The following is a 16,558-nucleotide window of genomic DNA, read 5'->3' on the forward strand; positions in this document are numbered from 1 at the left end:
ATCGAGCCAAAATTAAACACCTTCCGGACAATCCCATTGTAGTGGGACCATTGTCCGGAACCTTCGGGGCGCTTCAGAGACGACAGGTGATCACTCATGGTGATCATCTGCGTTCGCTCGGGCGGCCGCACCACCAGAAGGAGCCCTTTTCCATGCGCCTGTTCCTCGCTGCTGCGGCCGTGAGCATGTTCCCCGCCTCCGCTGCCCTCATCTCGCCCGCCTCCGCCCTGCCCGCGGCCCCCGACCAGCAGAACCTCCATTGCGCCACCGTCGGTAAAGCCGATGATCCGCAGATCGCCGCTCTCCTGGGCCTCCTGGGGATCACTCCTCCGAGTTCGGATGTGGGGGTGGGCCTGAACTGCTCACCCTCTGGGCTCGGCGGAGAGGCCAACTTCTGCAGCGACAACAACTTCAACGGCCTCGTCGCCTTCGGCAAGCCCGGGGCCTGCACCACCCCGTGACCTGATAGGCGCGTTGACGCCGGCGACGTCGAGGAGCGGATCCGCGAGGCCGTCAACGCCGAGCTGCGCCGCTTGGAGCGCCTGGCCGACGTCGGCCTCGTGCCCGAGGCCGACCAGAAGCGCCGGATTTCAAGCGTTAGAAGTGGCCCCAGGACGCGCGGGTGTCGGCCCCACTGAGTGATCGTCGTGGTGGGGTTTCGCGCGGGAATCGGCCCCACCTTCTGATCGTTTGCAGGTGGTCTCGCATGGCATTTGGCCCCGCCATGGGGGGGGGTAGCTGCTTGTGGCTGTTTAGGGGGTGCCGGTGGCTTGTTCGCGTAGCCAGTCGGCGTAGGCGGGGTCGAGGTCGGCGGCGACGCGGTCGAACTTCCTGAGGTCTCCGGCTTTGCCGGTGAGTCTGGCGTGGTGTGCGGCGTGAGCAGTGAGGAGCTTGGGCTGGTCGGGGGCGTGGCGCAGTCCTTCTTCGGCGGAGGCGAGTGCGGCGGTGGGGTCGCCCATGGTGGCGTGCAGGTCGGACAGATCCAGGTGGAGCGACCAGTTGTCCGGTTCGAGCAGGAGCGCGCGCTGGAACGCGGCGGCGGTCTGGTCGAGGTCGCCCAGGACGCGCCATGTGCCGGCGCGGGCGACTTCGGCCAGGACGGTCCGGCCGAGGGTGTCGGCTCGGTCGCAGAGGGCCAGGGACTCACTGGTCTTGCCGAAAGTGCGCAGGAGGACCGCCATCTTGGCCAGGTCTTCCGGCCCTGCGGAGGAGCGGGCGGCCAGCGTTTCGGTTGCTGTCAGCCATGGCTGGAGGGCGGCTTCGTCGGGCCCGGGTCCGTGGTCATAGAGCCGGTGTCCGGCCTCGCTGAGTGCCTCTGTGCTGATCTGGCTGAGGAAAGCCGGATCGGAGAACCAGGGTGCGTCGGCCCAGGAGAAGCGCGAGCTGACGCCGCCGAGCGTGCCGAGGGCCAGCACGGCCTCATCCATCCGCCCGGCCAGGAAGTGGCGGTAGGCCAGCACCGGAAGGACGTGCGCGTCGTTGTCGGGCAGGGTTCCGAGGGCGGGCAGGAGCTCGGCGACCGCAGCGTAGGCGGCTGGGTCGCCGGGCGCGGCCGCGATCGCCCGGCCCAGGTGATGCACGGCCTGATGCGGGTCGCCACCGCAGTGGGCGAGCACTTTGGCCAGGGTGATCTCTACGGACATTCGAGGAATGTAGCGATCAATTCCGGTTGGGGAAAAGTGATCGTCTGCGACGAGCCGGCCTCCACCCTGGACCTGTCCACCCAGGCCCGCGTCCTGGACCTCCTGCTGGACCTCCAGCGCCGCACCGGCGTGGCCTACCTGTTCATCTCCCACGACCTGTCCGGGGTGCGCCACATATGCCACCGCGTCAGCGTCATCCACCGCGGCGACATCGCCGAGACCCGCCCCGCCGGACCCGTCACCTCCGCTCCCGAGCACACTTACACCCGGCGCCTCATGCTCGCCTCGCCCGTCGCCGACCCCGCCGAACAGGCCGGACGGCGCGCGGAGCGGCGCCGCCTGGCCGAGGCCGAACGGGGCCGCCCCGTCCGCGTGAGCGGCGGCGGTCACACCTGCCGGTAGGGGAGGCCGAGGAGGTCGGCGGCGGCACGGTAGTCGGCGGCGTGGTGGCCCACGGACAGGGACCAGTGGTGGCCCACGCCGGTGGCGCTCCACGCGTCGACCCATTCGCCGGGGTCGCGGGCGAAGTCGACGCGGCTGGTGGTGTTGCCGATCTCCAGGAGGGGGCCGGGCACGACGGTGCCCTCGGAGGCGATGAAGGACAGGGTGCCGTCGGCGTCCTGGCCGAGTCCCAGGACGGTGACGGGGCCGTGCCTGACATCGAACTCGACGCTGACGCCCCAGCCGCGCTTGCCGTGGTAGACGCCCAGGCCGCGCAGGAGCGGGTCGCGGGCGCTGACGGCCAGGTGGGCCGGCCCGTCGTGGCCCATCTCCACGACCCCGGCCTCGAAGTCCAGGGCCTGGATCTCGGTGAAGGAGCCGCCCGCGCCGACGGCCTGGGAGGCCAGCTGGGCGACGGTGGTGCGCAGCTCGTACTCGCCCGTCGTCGGGACGCCGCGGGCGGTGAGCAGGGACGCGCCGAGGATCATGCCGGCGCCGAGCCGCTCGTGCTGCTCGCCGTCCAGACCGCGGTGGTAGTAGGCCAGGGTGTCGAGCCCGAAGTCCTCGACGAGGCGGTCCAGGGCGACCGAGACGGCCGCGCCCCAGGCGAAGTCCTCCTCGACGACGGTGTCGTCGAGGGTGAAGATCTGGCGGGCGAGGTCCATGCGGGCGCGCGTCTCGGCGTCGGTGACCTTCTCGACGCGGTGGCGCAGGTCGTCGAACTCCACGACCTCCACGTGCGAGCCGAAGGCGGCGGGCAGCAGGGTCAGGTCGGTGGAGACGTCGAGCATGCCCGGGTAGAGGTGGCCCATGAGGCCGTGGCGGGCATGGCGCAGCGCGGCGCGCACGTGCGCGGCCTTGATCCACCGGCCGATCCGCTCCCACGCCGACTCCTGGCGCAGCCATCCGGAGACCGACCGGAACGGGATGCCCGCCCGCCGGAACACGTTGCCGACCTCCGGGACGGGGCACTGGCCGCAGTAGGCGAGCCACGCGCCGGTGTCGAAGGAGGCGTGGTCCATCTTCTCCGTGGGCTGCAGGTCGATGACCAGGATCGGGGTGTGGGAGCGCTGCGCGATCGGCAGGACCATGGAGGAGGTCAGGTAGGTGGTGAGGAACAGCACGATGAGGTCGCAGTCGGCCTGCCGCAGCCGCTCGGCCGCGGCCGCGCCCTCCTGGGCGTCGGAGATGAAACCGACGTCGGTGACCTCGGCGTCCATCTGCTGGAATCTCTCGGCGACGTAGCGCGCGCTCTCCTGCAACTGGGGCAGCAGCCCGGGGAACTGCGGCCAGTAGGTGCCGAGCCCTCCGGCCACCAGGCCGATGCGCGTCTTGCGGCGCGTGGCGGGGGCCAGCAGGTCCAGGACCGGTGTGCGGGGTCCGGTGGAGGTCATCGTCGAGTTCCCTTCGTGCGGGAGGGCGGGGTCGCGCCCGGGGTGCCGCGGTCGTACCGGTGCGACGATAAGACCTTATGAAACGTTTTACAAGCCTCCAAGCGCACATATGAATCCAGATAACAACTAATGGTGATTAATTAGATACATTCGGTGAGAATATCTGCGGACAAGCCCCCGCCAGCGGTGCTCGATCCCTGCGGAAACCGGCTTCGAGCTGCCGTGCAGGTCGGCGACCGCAGGGAGCGGCCCTGGCGTAAAACGTTTCAGGCTGGGTCGGCCGCGGGTGTCAGGCCGTCTCCCGGACGACGAGCGACGAGGCGAGGACGCGGGCCTCGTGGACGTGGTCGGCCCCGGCCTCCACCTCGTCGAGCAGGAGCTCGATCGCGGCGGACCCGAGCTCCTCCACCGGCTGGCGGACCGTGGTGAGGGCCGCCAGGCCCGCGACGTCCAGGTCGCCGTACCCCACCACCCGGACGTCCCCTGGGACGGACGCGCCGCGTTCGGCCAGGCCGCGGCAGAAACCGGCGGCGAGGAAGTCGTTGGTGCAGAAGACGCCGTCCGGCAGCCGGTTCAGGCGCCGGGCGGCCTCCGCACCGCACTCGATGGTCATGCTCTCCACGACGACCTGCTCCAGTGCGGCACCGCGAAAACGCCGCGCCGCCTGGCGCGCCCCCTGGTAGCGGTCGGCGCACTGGCGGATGCCGCGGGGCCCGTTCACCACGAGGACGGACCGGGCACCGCCCTCCAGCAGGTGCCGCACCGCGAGCGCGCCGCCGGCGACGTCGTCCACGGAGACCGAGCAGCCCTCCGCCGTGGGCCTGGCCCGGTCGGCCAGCACCAGCGGCACGCCGCGCCGCCGCAGCCGCTCCAGCCTCCCCGTGGCGGCGCCCAGGGGCACGACGACCGCTCCGCCCGCGCGCTGCTCGACGAGCATCGACAGGTATCCCTGTTCGCGTTCGGGATCGTCGCCGCTGTGGCAGAGGGACAGCGCGTAGCCCTGCCGGTAGGCGGCGTCCGCGGCGCCCTTGGCGATGCGGGCGTAGAAGGAGTTCGCGATGTCCGGCAGGACCAGGCCGATCGACCTGGCGTGCGCCGCCCGCAGGCCGGCGGCCCCCGGGTGCCGCACGTAGTCGAGTTCCGCGATGACGGACCTGACCTTCTCGACCGTCCGGGCGTTGACCCGCTCCGGTCGGTTCAGCACGTTCGAGACCGTCGCCACTGAGACCCCCGCGGCCGCGGCCACGTCCTGGATGCGCGCGGGACGGTCCATGCTCGCCGCCCTCCCGTCCGTGCCGCCTGCGATCGGGGCCGGGACCCGGAGGCCTCCGCCCGTGCCAGGGAATTCTAGTCGCCCACGGCGGGGACGAAGGTCACCGGGAAGGCGTGCAGGGAGCCCGCCATGTCGACGGTGCCGCGGTCGTGGAGCCACTGCGCCTGGAGGCCGTTGAGCAGGGAGATCGTCATGGTCGCCAGGACGGCCGGAGCGACCGGCGAGCGGAGTTCGCCGCGTTCGGCCAGGGCGGTGAAGACAGCCGTGTAGAACCGGCGGAGGTTGCGGTACCGCTCGGTGTAGTAGGCGTGGGCGGGATGCTCCGGTGAGGTGGCCTCGCCCGACATCACGCAGTGGAACTCCCGCCCCGACGCCATCGGCTGGGGCATCGCCGCCTTCAGCGGCCGCAGCCGGGAACCGGCCGACCGCCTGGCCGCGCAAGACGGCCTCTACACACTGACCACCCGAGCACCGGACGGAGACCACCACGGAGTGGTCAGCACGATCAGCGCCGTGCACGCGGGCGACGACCACGCCGCATGGCTGGAGTACTGACGGCACCCGGAACTGGCCGGGGTCCTGGTCGGACGGCGGGGTGGACGCGGCAGCAGCTCCGGATAGTCGATGCGCGGCAGCGTCGCCGCGACCGCGTACGGTCCGGGTTCAGGCAGGTGCAACGACCTCTGCCTGGCAGGCGAAGCACATCAGTGTGTGCTCCACCACGTGGCCCTGCTCAAACCGCTGCCCCGACTCGACGGTGTACTCGTCGCACTCAGGGCACGTCCAAGGGCCGGATTCGCCCTGCTTCGCCGAACGGATGATGTGATTCCACTCATCGTCACTCATCCCGGGATCTTACTCTCTCCGGGGCGTCGGCTGAGGCTGAGATATCGGCTCCCATGAGCGACGGCCTCGTGTACGTCGATCTGGTGGGCGGGCGATCCGCGACCGCAAGTATCCCGGGCGGCTCGTGCGACGCTACTTCGAGGCGATGGTGTTCACCTCCTTGGTGAGGAACTGCGCACCGGCGACATCGCCGTCAAGTGCACCGCGGAGTACGGGACTGGCCCCAGCACCTGCTGTCGTGGGCGTACTGCCAGCCGCTCCTGGCCGACTACTGCACCGAGGCGGGCCCGCCCGACACCGCTGCGGCGTTCGTCACCCACTAGCAAGCCCTCCGCCATCAAGACGAGGGGCGCCCCCACGTGCGCGGGGAACACTCTCCTCAGCAGACCGGCCACGCCCCGGGAGTGGGACCATCCCCGCGCGGGGGTGGTCCGCGTCCTTTGGCCCGCCTTCTCTGCTCGTCGTCGTTCTCCCCGCGCAGGCGGGGTGGTCCGGGTGCCTAGGCAGTGTCCTGTGAATCTTGGTGTTCGGCTGAGGTGGATCTTGTGGTCGGGGTGTGGTGCGTCGTCATGAGCTGACCGATGCCGCGTGGGCGCGGGTTCAGCCTCTTCTGCCTGCTCAGAACGCTCGTGGCGGCCGGTGGCTGGATCACCGTCAGGTGTTGAACGGGATCTTGCGGAAGCTCGCGACGGGTGTTCCGTGGCGGGATCTGCCGGAGCGTTACGGCAGCTGGAAGACCGTCTACGAGCGCTACCGCAGGTGGGCGGGCGATGGCACGTTCGACCGGCTGCTGGAGCACGTCCAGGTCTACGACGACTCGCTCGGCCGCCTCGACTGGAGCGTGAGCGTCGACTCCACGATCGTGCGCGCTCACCAGCACGCGGCCGGCGCCCGCAAAAAGGGGAACGCCCAGGGACAAACCGCCACGCCCTCGGCCGGTCCCGAGGCGGGCTGACCAGCAAAGTCCACCTGGCCGTCGACGGGAGCGGGCTGTCTCTCGCCCCGGTCGTCACGGCCGGGAACGTCAACGACTGCACCGTCTTCCCGCAGCTGATGAACACACTGCGGGTGCCGCGGCCGGGAGTGGGAAGGCCCCGCGCCCGACCCGAGCGCGTCATCGCGGACAAGGCCTACAGCAGCCGCGCCATCCGCACCCACCTGCGAGGCCGCGGCGTCGCCACCCGCTACGACAAACTCGCCCACCACTACCAAGCAGGTATCACCCTGGTCAGCGCACTTTTGTGGATCAACCAAGATCCACCGGATCGGCCTGATTCCAGCAGGGCCAGGGCACGCCGCCGGAACTCCGGCGGGTAGGGCTTTGGGCACGACGAACGATCTCCTTCAGCGTGGGTGAAGACACAACAGCCGAGGAAGCTGATCTGCCGCACCACCGCGTTCAACGCCGACTTGAGAACACCGGGCTGACCTTTCATCTGGGTCGGAAAGCCGACAAGCGCCCCGGCAGCCGGCGTGGTGCCGGGGCTGCATGTGGAACTCGGCTATGGGGAGGGGGTGAGCTGCGGGGCCGCGGCCGGCCGGGGAAGCCGGCCGGTGCGGCGGGCCCATATCTCGAATGCCACGGTCATGAACGGTGGTATGGCGGCCATCAGAGCGAGGAACGTCGTCCGGCCCAGCCTCCACCTCAGTCGGATCGCCACCAGGACCGTCAGAAGTACGTAGACGATGAAGGCGGCGCCATGGAGCGCCCCGAAGATCCGTACGCCGAGTTCGGTGGTCTCGGGAACGTACTTGAAGTACATCCCGATCAACAGGCCTGCCCAAGTGCACGCTTCGATGACCGCGATCCAGGTGAACGCGCGCAGCAGGCGCGCTGTTCGGACGGAGGCTTCGACGTCCTGCGCATCAGGGGCGGCGGGTGTGGAAGGCGTCGTGGACCGTGTCGGGCGTGCGGGCCACAGGGCGTGGTCGCCGAGCAGGCGGACGATGGCGGGGACCAGGAGCGAGCGGATGAGGAAGGTGTCCAGCAGGATGCCGAAGGCCATGGCGAAGCCGAACTGGAACAGTTCGCGGATCGGCTGGGTCATCAGGACGGCGAAGGTCGCTGCGAGGATGAGGCCCGCGGAGGAGACGACGCCGCCGGTGCGGGTGAGGGCGGCGCTGATGGCCTCGGCCGGAGGCAGGGAGCGCAGTTCCTGCTTGAACCGGCTCATGATGAAGATGTTGTAGTCAACGCCGAGCGCGACGAGGAAGACGAAGATGTAAGCGGTGACGCGGTTGCCGATGCCGTCGTCGCCCAGGACGGTCAGGGTGAAGAAGGTGGTGGCGCCCAGGGTGGCCAGGAACGACAGGATGAGGGTCGCGACCAGGTAGAGCGGTGCGAGGAGCGAGCGCAGCAGGAGGATGAGGACCGCTGTGACGATGGCCAGGACCAGGAGCACGATGAAGGTCGTGTCGCGGTCGAGGGCGGAGCGGATGTCGGCGTTCTGCGCCGTCTCCCCGCCGATGAACACCGTGGCGTCCTGCACTCCGGCCGCTTCGGCCGCGGCCTGCGCGGCTTCCTTGAGCGGGGCGATCGCATCGAGCGCCTCGGAGCTGTAGGGGTCGAGGTCGAGGACGACGTCGTAGAAGACGGTCCTGCCGTCTGCGCCGAGACGGGGACGCTCTGCGACCCGGCCGACATCATCGGCGTCGGCGAGCGCGGCGGCGATGGCGGCGGGTGCGGGACTGGAGCGCAGATCGTCCTGGGAGCGGATGACGACGGTGCTGGGCGCGATCTCTCCCGGACCGAACTCCTCCTGGATGAGTTGCTGTCCGCGTTCCGACTCGGTGGCGGCGCGGAAGCCGCTGAGGGTGTTGAAGCTCTCCTGGTAGCCGATCAGTCCCGCGCTCAGCACCAGGAGCAGCACGATCACGGCTGAGGCGACCCGGACCGGAGCCCGGACGACGAGAGCGGCGATGCGGTGCCAGACGCCTGCGCCACGGCTGCGTTCAGCGGCCTTGTCCACGCCCCCCGGCCAGAAGACGCCCTTGCCCAGCAGGAGGATCAGCGCAGGGATGAAGGTGAATGCCACCAGCGCCATGACGGCCACGCCGAGAGCGAGGTACGGTCCGAAGCCGCGCAGCGCGGGGGAGGCGGCCACGAGCAGGGCGAACATGGCGAGCACGATGGTGGAGGCGCTGGCGAGGACCGATTCGGCGGTCTGGTGCACTGCGGTCCGCATCGCGCGCGAACGGTCCGGCTCGTCGAGGAGGGCCTCGCGGTAGCGGGCAGTGATGATCAGTGCGTAGTCCGTGCCCACCCCGAACAGCAGCACGGTCATGATCGAGGCGGTCTGGGAGCTGACCGTGATGATTCCGGCATCCGCGAGGAGCGCGCCGACCGTCTCCGACACGCGCATCGCCACGCCGACGGCGAGGAGCGGCACGAGCGCCATCAGAGGCGAGCGGTAGATGGCCAGGAGGATGACGAGGACGAGCAGGATGGTGGCCAGGAGCAGGACCTTGTCACCGCCGCTGAAGACCTTCACCGTGTCGGTGGCGATCCCGGCGGGGCCGGTCACGGCGACTTCGGTGGGCCCCGCACGCTCGGACGCCAGAGCGCGCACCTCGTCGACGGCGTTCTGGAAGGACTCCTCCGAAGGGCTTCCGGTCATGGGCACGATGACCAGCTGAGCGCCGCGGTCCCGCGAGACCAGCTCGGCCGCGGCGTCGGGCGCGGTCACCGTGGAGATCACGCTCGCGACCCGGTCGGGCCGGGTGGATTCCGAGAGGACCGAGGTGATACGTGCGACGGCTTCCCCAGCGCTCGCCGCGGCGTCGGCGCCCTCACCGCGCACCACGATGATCGCCGGCGTCGCGTCCTGGCCTGGAAGCTGCGCGCGGACGAGGTCGCGAGCCTTCATGGAGTCCGAAGCGGCGGGTGGAAGATTGGCCGAGGCGTTGTCCTCGACGGATTCCAGAGCAGGGGCGACCCCGGCGAGGAGTCCCGCGATCAGTACCCAGAACACCACCACCACGGCGGCGCGTTTTCTCGACCCCAGAAGACATCGGAGCAGGCGGGAGTTCATCGGTCGCATCGGGATGCCTTACGAATAGGAAGCAGGAACACAACTTAGAGACAGGGTGTCGCTAAGTATCGCCAAGCTAACATGACCCATCGGCACCCCGGACGCAGGGGTGGATCGGCGCAGCGCCCGAGGTGGAGCGGAGAGAATGCCCAAGATCGAAGCCGGTAGTGTCCGTGAGCACCGGGCCCAGCGGCTCGCTCAGCTGATCGACGCGGCCGAGGCGATACTGAACGAGGGCGGCCTGGAGAGCCTCACCGCCGGCGCGGTCGCCGCGCGGGTCGGCATCGCCCGCAACAGCATCTACCGTTACTTCGACTCCATCGAAGACCTGCTCGAACTCGTCGTGACCCGGGAGTTCCCCGCCTGGATCGACGCCGTGGAGCGGACCGTCGCGGCCGAGACCACACCCGAGGATCAGGCGGTCGCCTATGTCAGGGCCAATCTCGAACAGGCTGCTCGCGGCACCCATGGTTGGCGGGCCTCGCTCTCGCGCGGCTCGCTCTCCCCGTCGGCACGGGAACGTGTGCGGAATCTGCACACCTCACTGCACGAGACGCTCGCCCGGGTCGTGCGTGAACTGGAGCAGCCGCAGCCAGAACTGACCGTCGCCGTACTCCAGGCCGTCGTCGACGCGTGCATCCGCAGAATCGACCAGGGCGACGAACTGACGACCGTGTCCGATTTCGCAGAGGGTGCCGCACGTCGGCTGCTCGCGCACGACCACCGCTGACTGCTCGGCCGCATCCCTGCCCGAGCAGGACGAGGCGGATTCAACCGGTCGTCGCAACGCTTTGATCGCGGAGATGTTGCTGGGCAGGCCGGCAGGGTGAATGCAGGCGTTGACGGGGCGGTCGGCGATGAAGTCGCCGGGGGCTCCGGCTCTTCGGCGGGAGGTCGAGCGCGAGTTCTGGCGTGAGATCGCCAAGGGTCGCTTGCGGAGGAGGTCGCGGCTGCGGTCGGGGTATCGCAGGCTGCGGGTGGCCGTTGGTTCCGGCATGGTGGCGGCATGGTGGCGGCATGCCGCCGATGGATCTTGCCGCTTTGTCCGGCCGGTACCTGTCTTTCTGCGAGCGTGAGGAGATAGCGATCCTCAACGCCCGGGGTGTGGGGGTTCGGGAGACCGCACGGCGGCTCGGCCGTCATCCCTCGACGATCTCCCGTGAGCTCCGGCGCAACGCCGCGACCCGGGGCGGCCGGTTGGACTACCGCGCATCCGTCGCGCAGTGGAAGGCCGATCTGATGGCCCGGCGTCCGAAGGAGGCGAAGCTGGTCGTGAACGAGCGGCTGCGCCGGTATGTGCAGGACCGGTTGTCGGGCCGGGTCCATGGCCCGGACGGGACCGTGGTCGGACCGGTGGCTGAAGTGTGGAAGGGCCGCAACAAGCCGCATCGAGGGGACCGCCGGTGGGCGACGGCGTGGAGCCCTGAGCAGATCGCAGGCCGACTGAAGGTCGACTTCCCCAATGATCAGTCCATGCGGATCAACCATGAAGCGATCTACCAGGCTCTCTACGTCGAGGCCCGGGGCGCGCTCAAGCGTGAACTCGTCGCCTGCCTGCGCACCGGCAGGGCGTTGCGTGTTCCCCGGGCACGCTCCAGGCGCAAAGCGTGGGCACACGTCACGCCGGAGGTGATGATCAGTGAGCGGCCGGCCAAGGCCGACGACCGTGCCGTGCCAGGGCATTGGGAGGGCCATCTACTGATCGGGTTGGAGCGGCCTGCGATCGGCACGCTGGTCGAGCGCACGACCCGATTCACGATGCTGGTTCACCTGCCGCGCGAGGACGGCTACGGCACCGTTCCGCGCACCAAGAACGGGCCGCCGCTGGCCGGCTACGGGGCCGTGACGATGAAGAACACGCTCTCCTCCACCATCGCCACCCTGCCCGAGCAGTCGTGCCGCTCGCTGACGTGGGCCCGCGGCAAGGATCTCTCAGCGCACGCCCAGTTCACGGTCGAGACCAGCGTCCCGGTCTATTTCGCCGACCCGCACAGCCCCTGGCAGCGCGGCACGAACGAGAACACCAACGATCTGCTGCGCCAGTACTTTCCAAAAGGCACCGGCCTGTCCCGCTGGAGCGCCCAGGAGATCGAAGCAGTCGCCACCACACTCAACACCCGACCGCGCAAGACCCTCGGCTGGAAGACACCCGCCGAAGCCCTCACCGATCACCTACGATCACTCCAACAAGCCGGTGTTGCGACGACCGGTTGAATCCGCCAGTGCGAATTTCGACGTTGCCGCAGTGGCGACGGCCAAGGTTCCACTGGGCGTGCTCGCTCACGAGCAGACCGCCTCGTCGCAGAGACGGACACAGAAGCATCGAAGCGCTGCCACAGAGCATGACCGAATAGTCATACTCGCTGCATGAGCTGGGAGATCAACCTGCACCCGGAGGCCGAGGGGTAGTACCTGCAGCTCTGCAAGGCCGACCCGGAGAGCGCAGACCTGATCAAAGACGCGATCGACCAGCTCGCCGAGGACGGGCCCACCGCACGTCGCCCGCCAGCGAACCGGGTGCAAAGTAGCCGCTACCACCACATGAAGGAATTGCGTCCTCTTCGACCCCGACCAGGGAATCGATCTTCCTGCTCGCCGACGACAAGCCTGCGACTGGAACCGCTGGTATCGAGAGGCGATACCGCTGGCCGATGAACGGTTCACCGAGCACCTGATCGCGCTCAAGGAAGAAGAGCAGGAGGAGCAATGAACGCCCGCTACAGCAAGTGGTCAGACGTCAAAGCCAAGGGAGCCTCGCTCGACCCCCGCACTGAGGAAGAGCAGGCCTCCGGAGCCACCGCCGCGCGCGAACGGCGCGAAGCCCATGTCCGCGGATTCCAGCCCGCCGAGATCCGACAGGCCGCCGACCTCACCCAGGCCGAACTCGCCCGGACCCTGGGGGTCAGCCGGGCACGCATCTCCAAAATCGAACACGGCGAGGTCTCCGGCATCAACGTCGCACGCGACTACATCACCGCACTCGGCGGCCACCTCGACCTCGTGGCCACCCTGGGCGACCGCACCTGGAAAGTCAGGTGACCACCCCGGATCAACAACCCTGAAAGCCCAACATTCAACCGATGAACGTCTTCACGATCCCGTTGGAGCCAGCCGAGGCTCCTCTCCCCCTCCCCGGCATGGAGCACCACCGAACTGGATATCCGACAGACGAAGGTGGGTGCAGATCTGGAGACAACCACTATGGGAGGTAGAGGATTTGCTAAACTCGCTCCGTGGAGGAGTGGGAGATCCGTGTCACCGACGAGTTCCTGAGCTGGATCAAGGCTTTGGACGACAGATCCAAAGCCCAGGTCGTCGATGCCATCGACAGGCTGGCCGAAGGCGGTCCCGGCCTGGGGCGTCCGCTGGTCGATCGACTGGAGGGCTCACAGGTCCACAATCTGAAGGAGCTGCGACCTGGTTCGGCGGGCCGCTCCGAGGTCAGGATCCTCTTCGTCTTCGATCCATGGAGATCGGCGATCCTCCTGGTAGGCGGAGACAAATCCGGCGACTGGTCCGGCTGGTACCGGCGAGCCATCCCACTCGCCGAGGAGTTGTACGCCCAGTACGTAAAGGAACGAGAGGCCGAGGAGGGGCAGCGATGACGAACTTTCCCAAATGGAGTGACGTGCGGGCCGGCATCGTCACCGAAGCCGGCGGAGAACAGGCCGTGACCGAGGCCCGCAAGCGCAACCAGGCCTACATCGACGGCCACCGCCTCGCCGAACGCCGCGCTTCACTCGGCCTGACCCAAAGCGAGGTCGCCGAGCGGATGGGCGTCACCAAAGGCCGCATCTCCCAGATCGAACGCGGTGAGGTCTCCACCGTGGACGCCATCGCCCGCTACGTCCAAGCCCTCGGCGGCCACCTCCAGATCTCCGCCGTCTTCGGCGACGACCTGTACATCCTGCGCGGCACCGACACCGACGCCGCATGACCTGACACCACATCATCTGCGTCCACGCTACGAGAAACCGCCCCCACCCGGCAGATAGCCATAGCAAGTCGCCCTGCCACATACCCGGCACCGGCAAACCGAGCCACCGCCCGGACACCCGGCGCAACACAGAGGACTAGTGGCGTGTCACGCAACCTTGGCCGGTGCCCTGATGCCGGTCCCGGTCTCCGCACCTGCCGGCTCCGTCGGCACGGCGCCGACTGCCGACTGGTATCAAGCGGTGCGCCGAACCGGGCGAACGCGGGGCGGCGAACGGCACTGACGATCACAGGACGCCAGGGGCGGGCTCAGCGAGTCCGCGGTTCGCGTCCCTGGCGGCGTGCGCCCCGAGTCAGGGCATCGGAGCCGCTGGGCCCCGCTCGCGAAGCGGCGCATGATGAAGCACGGTTCGCGGCATGAGCGCTCCCCTGCGGCTGGCCAGCGCCCCAATCGCGGCATGAGCGTGTGTGAGGTGCGTTCTCCGGCGGGCTCGGTTGATCAGCAGGTGCACGAACTGAGCGGCGGCGGACTGTCGGTCCCGTCTGCGATGGTGGCCTCATGACGGTGGTGTTCGATGCCGAACTTTGGATCTGGGAAGCCCGGCGCGACGACAGCTGGACCTTCGTCAGCCTGCCTGCTGAGGCATCCGAGGATATCCGTGACCTGGCGCCCGGATCCGCACGCGGCTTCGCCTCCCTCCGGGTACGGGCCACCATCGGTGGCATCAGCTGGAAAACCTCGATCTTCCCCGACAGCGCAAGCGGAAGCTACGTCCTGCCCATCAAGCGCGCCGTCCGTGCGGCTGAAGGCATCACCGCAGGAGACAGCACCACCGTGACCGTCGAGCTCATCGACCTCTGACGGCAGCGGCGACCGACAGACGGCATGAGCGGAAGTCTGCGGGTGGCGCGCATGAGCAGGGCTTGATCACTGCCGATCGGTTTCTCCGCCGGTCATCGTGTCCTCACGGCCGATGACCGCGGCTCTGCCGTTGCAGAGGTCGTGGTCGGCGCCGGGCGCGGCGAACTCCAGCAGCCGGGAGCCTTCGGCCTCGACCTCGGCGCGCTCGGTGGTGGTCAGCGGCCGGAACGGGTCGATCTCCAGAGTCGTTGACGCCTTGCCCCGATGGAGCCTCCAGGCACCCGTCACCTGCCCGTCCACCAAGAAGGTGGCGCGCATCCCGTTGCGCGTCATGACGCGTTTGCGGTCCTGCTCTGAGATCACGCGGGTGCGGTCGGTATGGGAGGCCAGCAGGTTGTCGTATTCGGGCAGGAAGCGAACCGGCGCGGGGGCGTCGGCGTCGGGGCGCGGCGCATCCGGCAGGTCGAACAGCTCGATCCCGTGCTCGTCGCGGAAGACCGCCAGTCGCGGTCGCAGCCTCTCCAGGACGGGACGCAGCCGGGTTCGGCCGGCCCATGCCTGCACGTCGGTGACCGAGGCCGGGCCGAACGCGGCGAGGTAGCGCAGCACCACGTGTCCGGAGTCGGCGGCGGGGGCGGGCTCGGCTCCGGTCCAGTCGGCCGCCGTCGCGTACCGGGTGGTGCCACCGACGCCCCAGACGGCGCGTGGTGGCACCTGCACCAGCGGCACCAGGTTGCGTACCACGGTGACGAGCGCGCGGGGCTCGCGATCGGGCCACCGCTCGTGCAGCGCTGCCCCGAGCTCCTTGGGGGTGAGGTGCCGTGCGTCGAGCAGCGCCCGGCCCGCCTCCGCCACGGCCGCACGGTCCAGGCCGGTGAGCATCGTCTTGAACGCGGTGTCCAGCTCACGGTCGAGTGCGGGCTGTGCCCATGGCCGCAACGAGCGGCAGTCCGCCGTGGTGACCAGATGGATGGTGCTGCGCATCAGCGCGACCCGCACCAGGCGGCGCTCGGTCAGCGCGCCCGCCAGGTCGGCGGTGCCGAACTTCTGCAATCTGCTCCAGAGCCCGAAGTAGGGTGCGTACGGCGCCTGCGCCTGCATGCCGACCAGCCGGGTGACCGCCTCCTCGGTGGTCGCGTCGGCCCGTTCCAGCAGCCACTGCCGGGCCAGCAGTGCTCGTCCCAACTCGCGTCGCCTCAGCACCCGTGCCACCGTGCCGTCCTTCCCGTCCATAGGGCAGGGGCGGCGGATACCGCCCCTGCCTCCTTGATCAACCGCCGAAGTCGGCCCGATGATCGGCGGTCCACCGGGCGTAGGTGCGCGCGGGGTGCCCCGTGATCTGCTCGATGACGTCGTTGACCGGCGCGGGCTTGCCGACCGCCTGCGCCATGAGACCGAACAGCGCCGCCAGGAACTCAGGGTCCATGAACCGGCTCATCTGCTCCAGCACCGGCTCCGGAGGCAGGTCCTCGACGGTGAGCGGGCGCCCCAGCATCTCGCCGAGGATGCGGACCTGCTGTGCCTGGGTCAGCGACTCGGGACCGGTCAGGTCGTAGGCCCGCCCCGCGTGCCCGCCGTCGGTCAACATCCGTGCGGCCACCTCGGCGACGTCCCTCTCGTGCACGGCGCTGAAGGCCGCTTCGGTGTACGGCGCGCGAATGACGTCACCGCCCTGGAGTTGCATCGCGAACGTCAGCGAGTTGATGGCGGGGAAGAGCAGCCGCAGGAACGTCCACTCGATCCCGGACGCCTCGATGGCCCGCTCGACATCGCGGTGGTACCGGGCGATCACGTCGGGCTGCCGCTCGGCGCCCGGGACGACCGCCCCCGAGGACAGGAACACCAGCCGCCGCACCCCGGCCCGGCCCGCGGCCGCCAGGAGCGGAGCGACATCCATCCCGTACTGCAGAACCAGGAAAGCGGCCTCGACCCCGGCCAGCACCGCCGGCAGCGTCTCGGGTTTGGTCAGATCGCCCCGGACGACGTCGACCTCCTGTGGGAGCCCGGCCCGCTCCGGAGTACGGGTCAGCGCCCGCACCGGCGCACCCGCGGCGACCAGCTCCTCGACCGCCTGACGTCCGAAGTGGGCCGTGGCACCGACGACGAGATACATGAGTGTTTCCTTTCGCGAA

The 16,558-nt window shown here is 69.3% G+C and carries 17 protein-coding genes and 2 pseudogenes; 11 read left to right on the plus strand and 8 right to left on the minus strand.

Annotation, left to right across the window (positions count from 1 at the left end):
- Positions 1-461, plus strand: a 461-nt coding sequence (locus tag ABD140_RS36795) for a hydrophobin family protein (protein WP_344247087.1), incomplete at its 5' end; no start/stop codon positions are given.
- A 291-nt stretch (positions 462-752) separates the two neighbouring features.
- On the opposite strand, the gene ABD140_RS36800 is transcribed toward ABD140_RS36795, so the two are convergent.
- Positions 753-1,643 carry a tetratricopeptide repeat protein gene (locus ABD140_RS36800; protein WP_344247089.1) on the minus strand — a complete coding sequence of 297 codons (891 nt, stop codon included), beginning with the start codon at positions 1,641-1,643 and terminating at the stop codon, positions 753-755.
- 36 nt (positions 1,644-1,679) lie between these two features.
- On the opposite strand from ABD140_RS36800, the gene ABD140_RS36805 reads away from it, so the two are divergent.
- Positions 1,680-2,045 carry a hypothetical protein gene (locus tag ABD140_RS36805; protein ID WP_344247091.1) on the plus strand — a complete coding sequence of 122 codons (366 nt, stop codon included), beginning with the start codon at positions 1,680-1,682 and terminating at the stop codon, positions 2,043-2,045.
- Here ABD140_RS36805 and ABD140_RS36810 read toward each other — a convergent pair.
- The 3 genes from ABD140_RS36810 to ABD140_RS36820 all read right to left on the minus strand — a co-directional run bounded on the left by ABD140_RS36810 (position 2,030) and on the right by ABD140_RS36820 (position 5,098).
- Positions 2,030-3,478: an L-fucose/L-arabinose isomerase family protein gene (locus ABD140_RS36810; protein ID WP_344247093.1), complete on the minus strand. Its 1,449-nt coding sequence runs from the start codon at positions 3,476-3,478 to the stop codon at positions 2,030-2,032. The genes ABD140_RS36805 and ABD140_RS36810 overlap by 16 nt on opposite strands.
- A 289-nt stretch (positions 3,479-3,767) precedes the next feature.
- Entirely contained in the window at positions 3,768-4,751 is a 984-nt protein-coding gene (locus ABD140_RS36815) for a LacI family DNA-binding transcriptional regulator (RefSeq protein ID WP_344247095.1), read from the minus strand.
- 74 nt (positions 4,752-4,825) lie between these two features.
- Positions 4,826-5,098 carry a TetR family transcriptional regulator C-terminal domain-containing protein gene (locus ABD140_RS36820; protein ID WP_344247097.1) on the minus strand — a complete coding sequence of 91 codons (273 nt, stop codon included), beginning with the start codon at positions 5,096-5,098 and terminating at the stop codon, positions 4,826-4,828.
- Here ABD140_RS36820 and ABD140_RS36825 point away from each other — a divergent pair.
- Positions 5,082-5,306: a hypothetical protein gene (locus ABD140_RS36825; RefSeq protein ID WP_344247099.1), complete on the plus strand. Its 225-nt coding sequence runs from the start codon at positions 5,082-5,084 to the stop codon at positions 5,304-5,306. The genes ABD140_RS36820 and ABD140_RS36825 overlap by 17 nt on opposite strands.
- A 108-nt stretch (positions 5,307-5,414) precedes the next feature.
- Here the strand turns inward: ABD140_RS36825 and ABD140_RS36830 are convergent, their stop codons facing one another.
- Positions 5,415-5,597 carry a hypothetical protein gene (locus ABD140_RS36830; RefSeq protein WP_344205534.1) on the minus strand — a complete coding sequence of 61 codons (183 nt, stop codon included), beginning with the start codon at positions 5,595-5,597 and terminating at the stop codon, positions 5,415-5,417.
- Positions 5,598-5,794: 197 nt separating this feature from the next.
- Here ABD140_RS36830 and ABD140_RS36835 point away from each other — a divergent pair, with 197 nt between their 5' ends.
- Complete coding sequence (locus ABD140_RS36835) at positions 5,795-5,920, plus strand: hypothetical protein (protein ID WP_344247101.1); 126 nt, start codon at positions 5,795-5,797, stop codon at positions 5,918-5,920.
- Positions 5,921-6,156: 236 nt separating this feature from the next.
- Positions 6,157-6,848 (plus strand): annotated as a pseudogene (locus tag ABD140_RS36840) (IS5 family transposase); the annotation flags it as partial.
- A gap of 251 nt (positions 6,849-7,099) precedes the next feature.
- Here the strand turns inward: ABD140_RS36840 and ABD140_RS36845 are convergent.
- The gene (locus ABD140_RS36845) at positions 7,100-9,628 is read right to left on the minus strand and encodes an MMPL family transporter (RefSeq protein ID WP_344247103.1); all 2,529 of its coding nucleotides are present in this window, start codon (positions 9,626-9,628) and stop codon (positions 7,100-7,102) included.
- A gap of 145 nt (positions 9,629-9,773) precedes the next feature.
- On the opposite strand from ABD140_RS36845, the gene ABD140_RS36850 reads away from it, so the two are divergent.
- From ABD140_RS36850 to ABD140_RS36875, 6 genes and pseudogenes are all read left to right on the plus strand, one after another.
- Positions 9,774-10,358 (plus strand): TetR/AcrR family transcriptional regulator, encoded by a 585-nt coding sequence (locus ABD140_RS36850; RefSeq protein ID WP_344247105.1) that lies wholly within the window; start codon positions 9,774-9,776, stop codon positions 10,356-10,358.
- A 100-nt stretch (positions 10,359-10,458) separates the two neighbouring features.
- Positions 10,459-11,842, plus strand: a pseudogene (locus ABD140_RS36855) (IS30 family transposase).
- A gap of 492 nt (positions 11,843-12,334) precedes the next feature.
- The gene (locus ABD140_RS36860; RefSeq protein ID WP_344247109.1) at positions 12,335-12,667 is read left to right on the plus strand and encodes a helix-turn-helix transcriptional regulator; all 333 of its coding nucleotides are present in this window, start codon (positions 12,335-12,337) and stop codon (positions 12,665-12,667) included.
- Positions 12,668-12,861: 194 nt separating this feature from the next.
- The gene (locus ABD140_RS36865; RefSeq protein WP_425544197.1) at positions 12,862-13,233 is read left to right on the plus strand and encodes a type II toxin-antitoxin system RelE/ParE family toxin; all 372 of its coding nucleotides are present in this window, start codon (positions 12,862-12,864) and stop codon (positions 13,231-13,233) included.
- Complete coding sequence (locus tag ABD140_RS36870) at positions 13,230-13,565, plus strand: helix-turn-helix domain-containing protein (protein WP_344247111.1); 336 nt, start codon at positions 13,230-13,232, stop codon at positions 13,563-13,565. The genes ABD140_RS36865 and ABD140_RS36870 overlap by 4 nt, the downstream gene beginning before the upstream one ends.
- A gap of 558 nt (positions 13,566-14,123) precedes the next feature.
- Positions 14,124-14,426, plus strand: coding sequence for a DUF1905 domain-containing protein (locus tag ABD140_RS36875; RefSeq protein WP_344247113.1), 303 nt, complete (start codon positions 14,124-14,126; stop codon positions 14,424-14,426).
- A gap of 66 nt (positions 14,427-14,492) precedes the next feature.
- Here the strand turns inward: ABD140_RS36875 and ABD140_RS36880 are convergent, their stop codons facing one another.
- Complete coding sequence (locus ABD140_RS36880; RefSeq protein WP_344247115.1) at positions 14,493-15,638, minus strand: winged helix DNA-binding domain-containing protein; 1,146 nt, start codon at positions 15,636-15,638, stop codon at positions 14,493-14,495.
- A gap of 58 nt (positions 15,639-15,696) precedes the next feature.
- The gene (locus tag ABD140_RS36885; protein ID WP_344247117.1) at positions 15,697-16,539 is read right to left on the minus strand and encodes an NAD(P)H-binding protein; all 843 of its coding nucleotides are present in this window, start codon (positions 16,537-16,539) and stop codon (positions 15,697-15,699) included.
- Between the last annotated feature and the right edge of the window lie 19 nt (positions 16,540-16,558).

It is taken from the genome of Actinocorallia libanotica (genome assembly GCF_039525175.1).
GTDB classification, from domain to species: Bacteria; Actinomycetota; Actinomycetes; order Streptosporangiales; family Streptosporangiaceae; genus Actinocorallia; species Actinocorallia libanotica.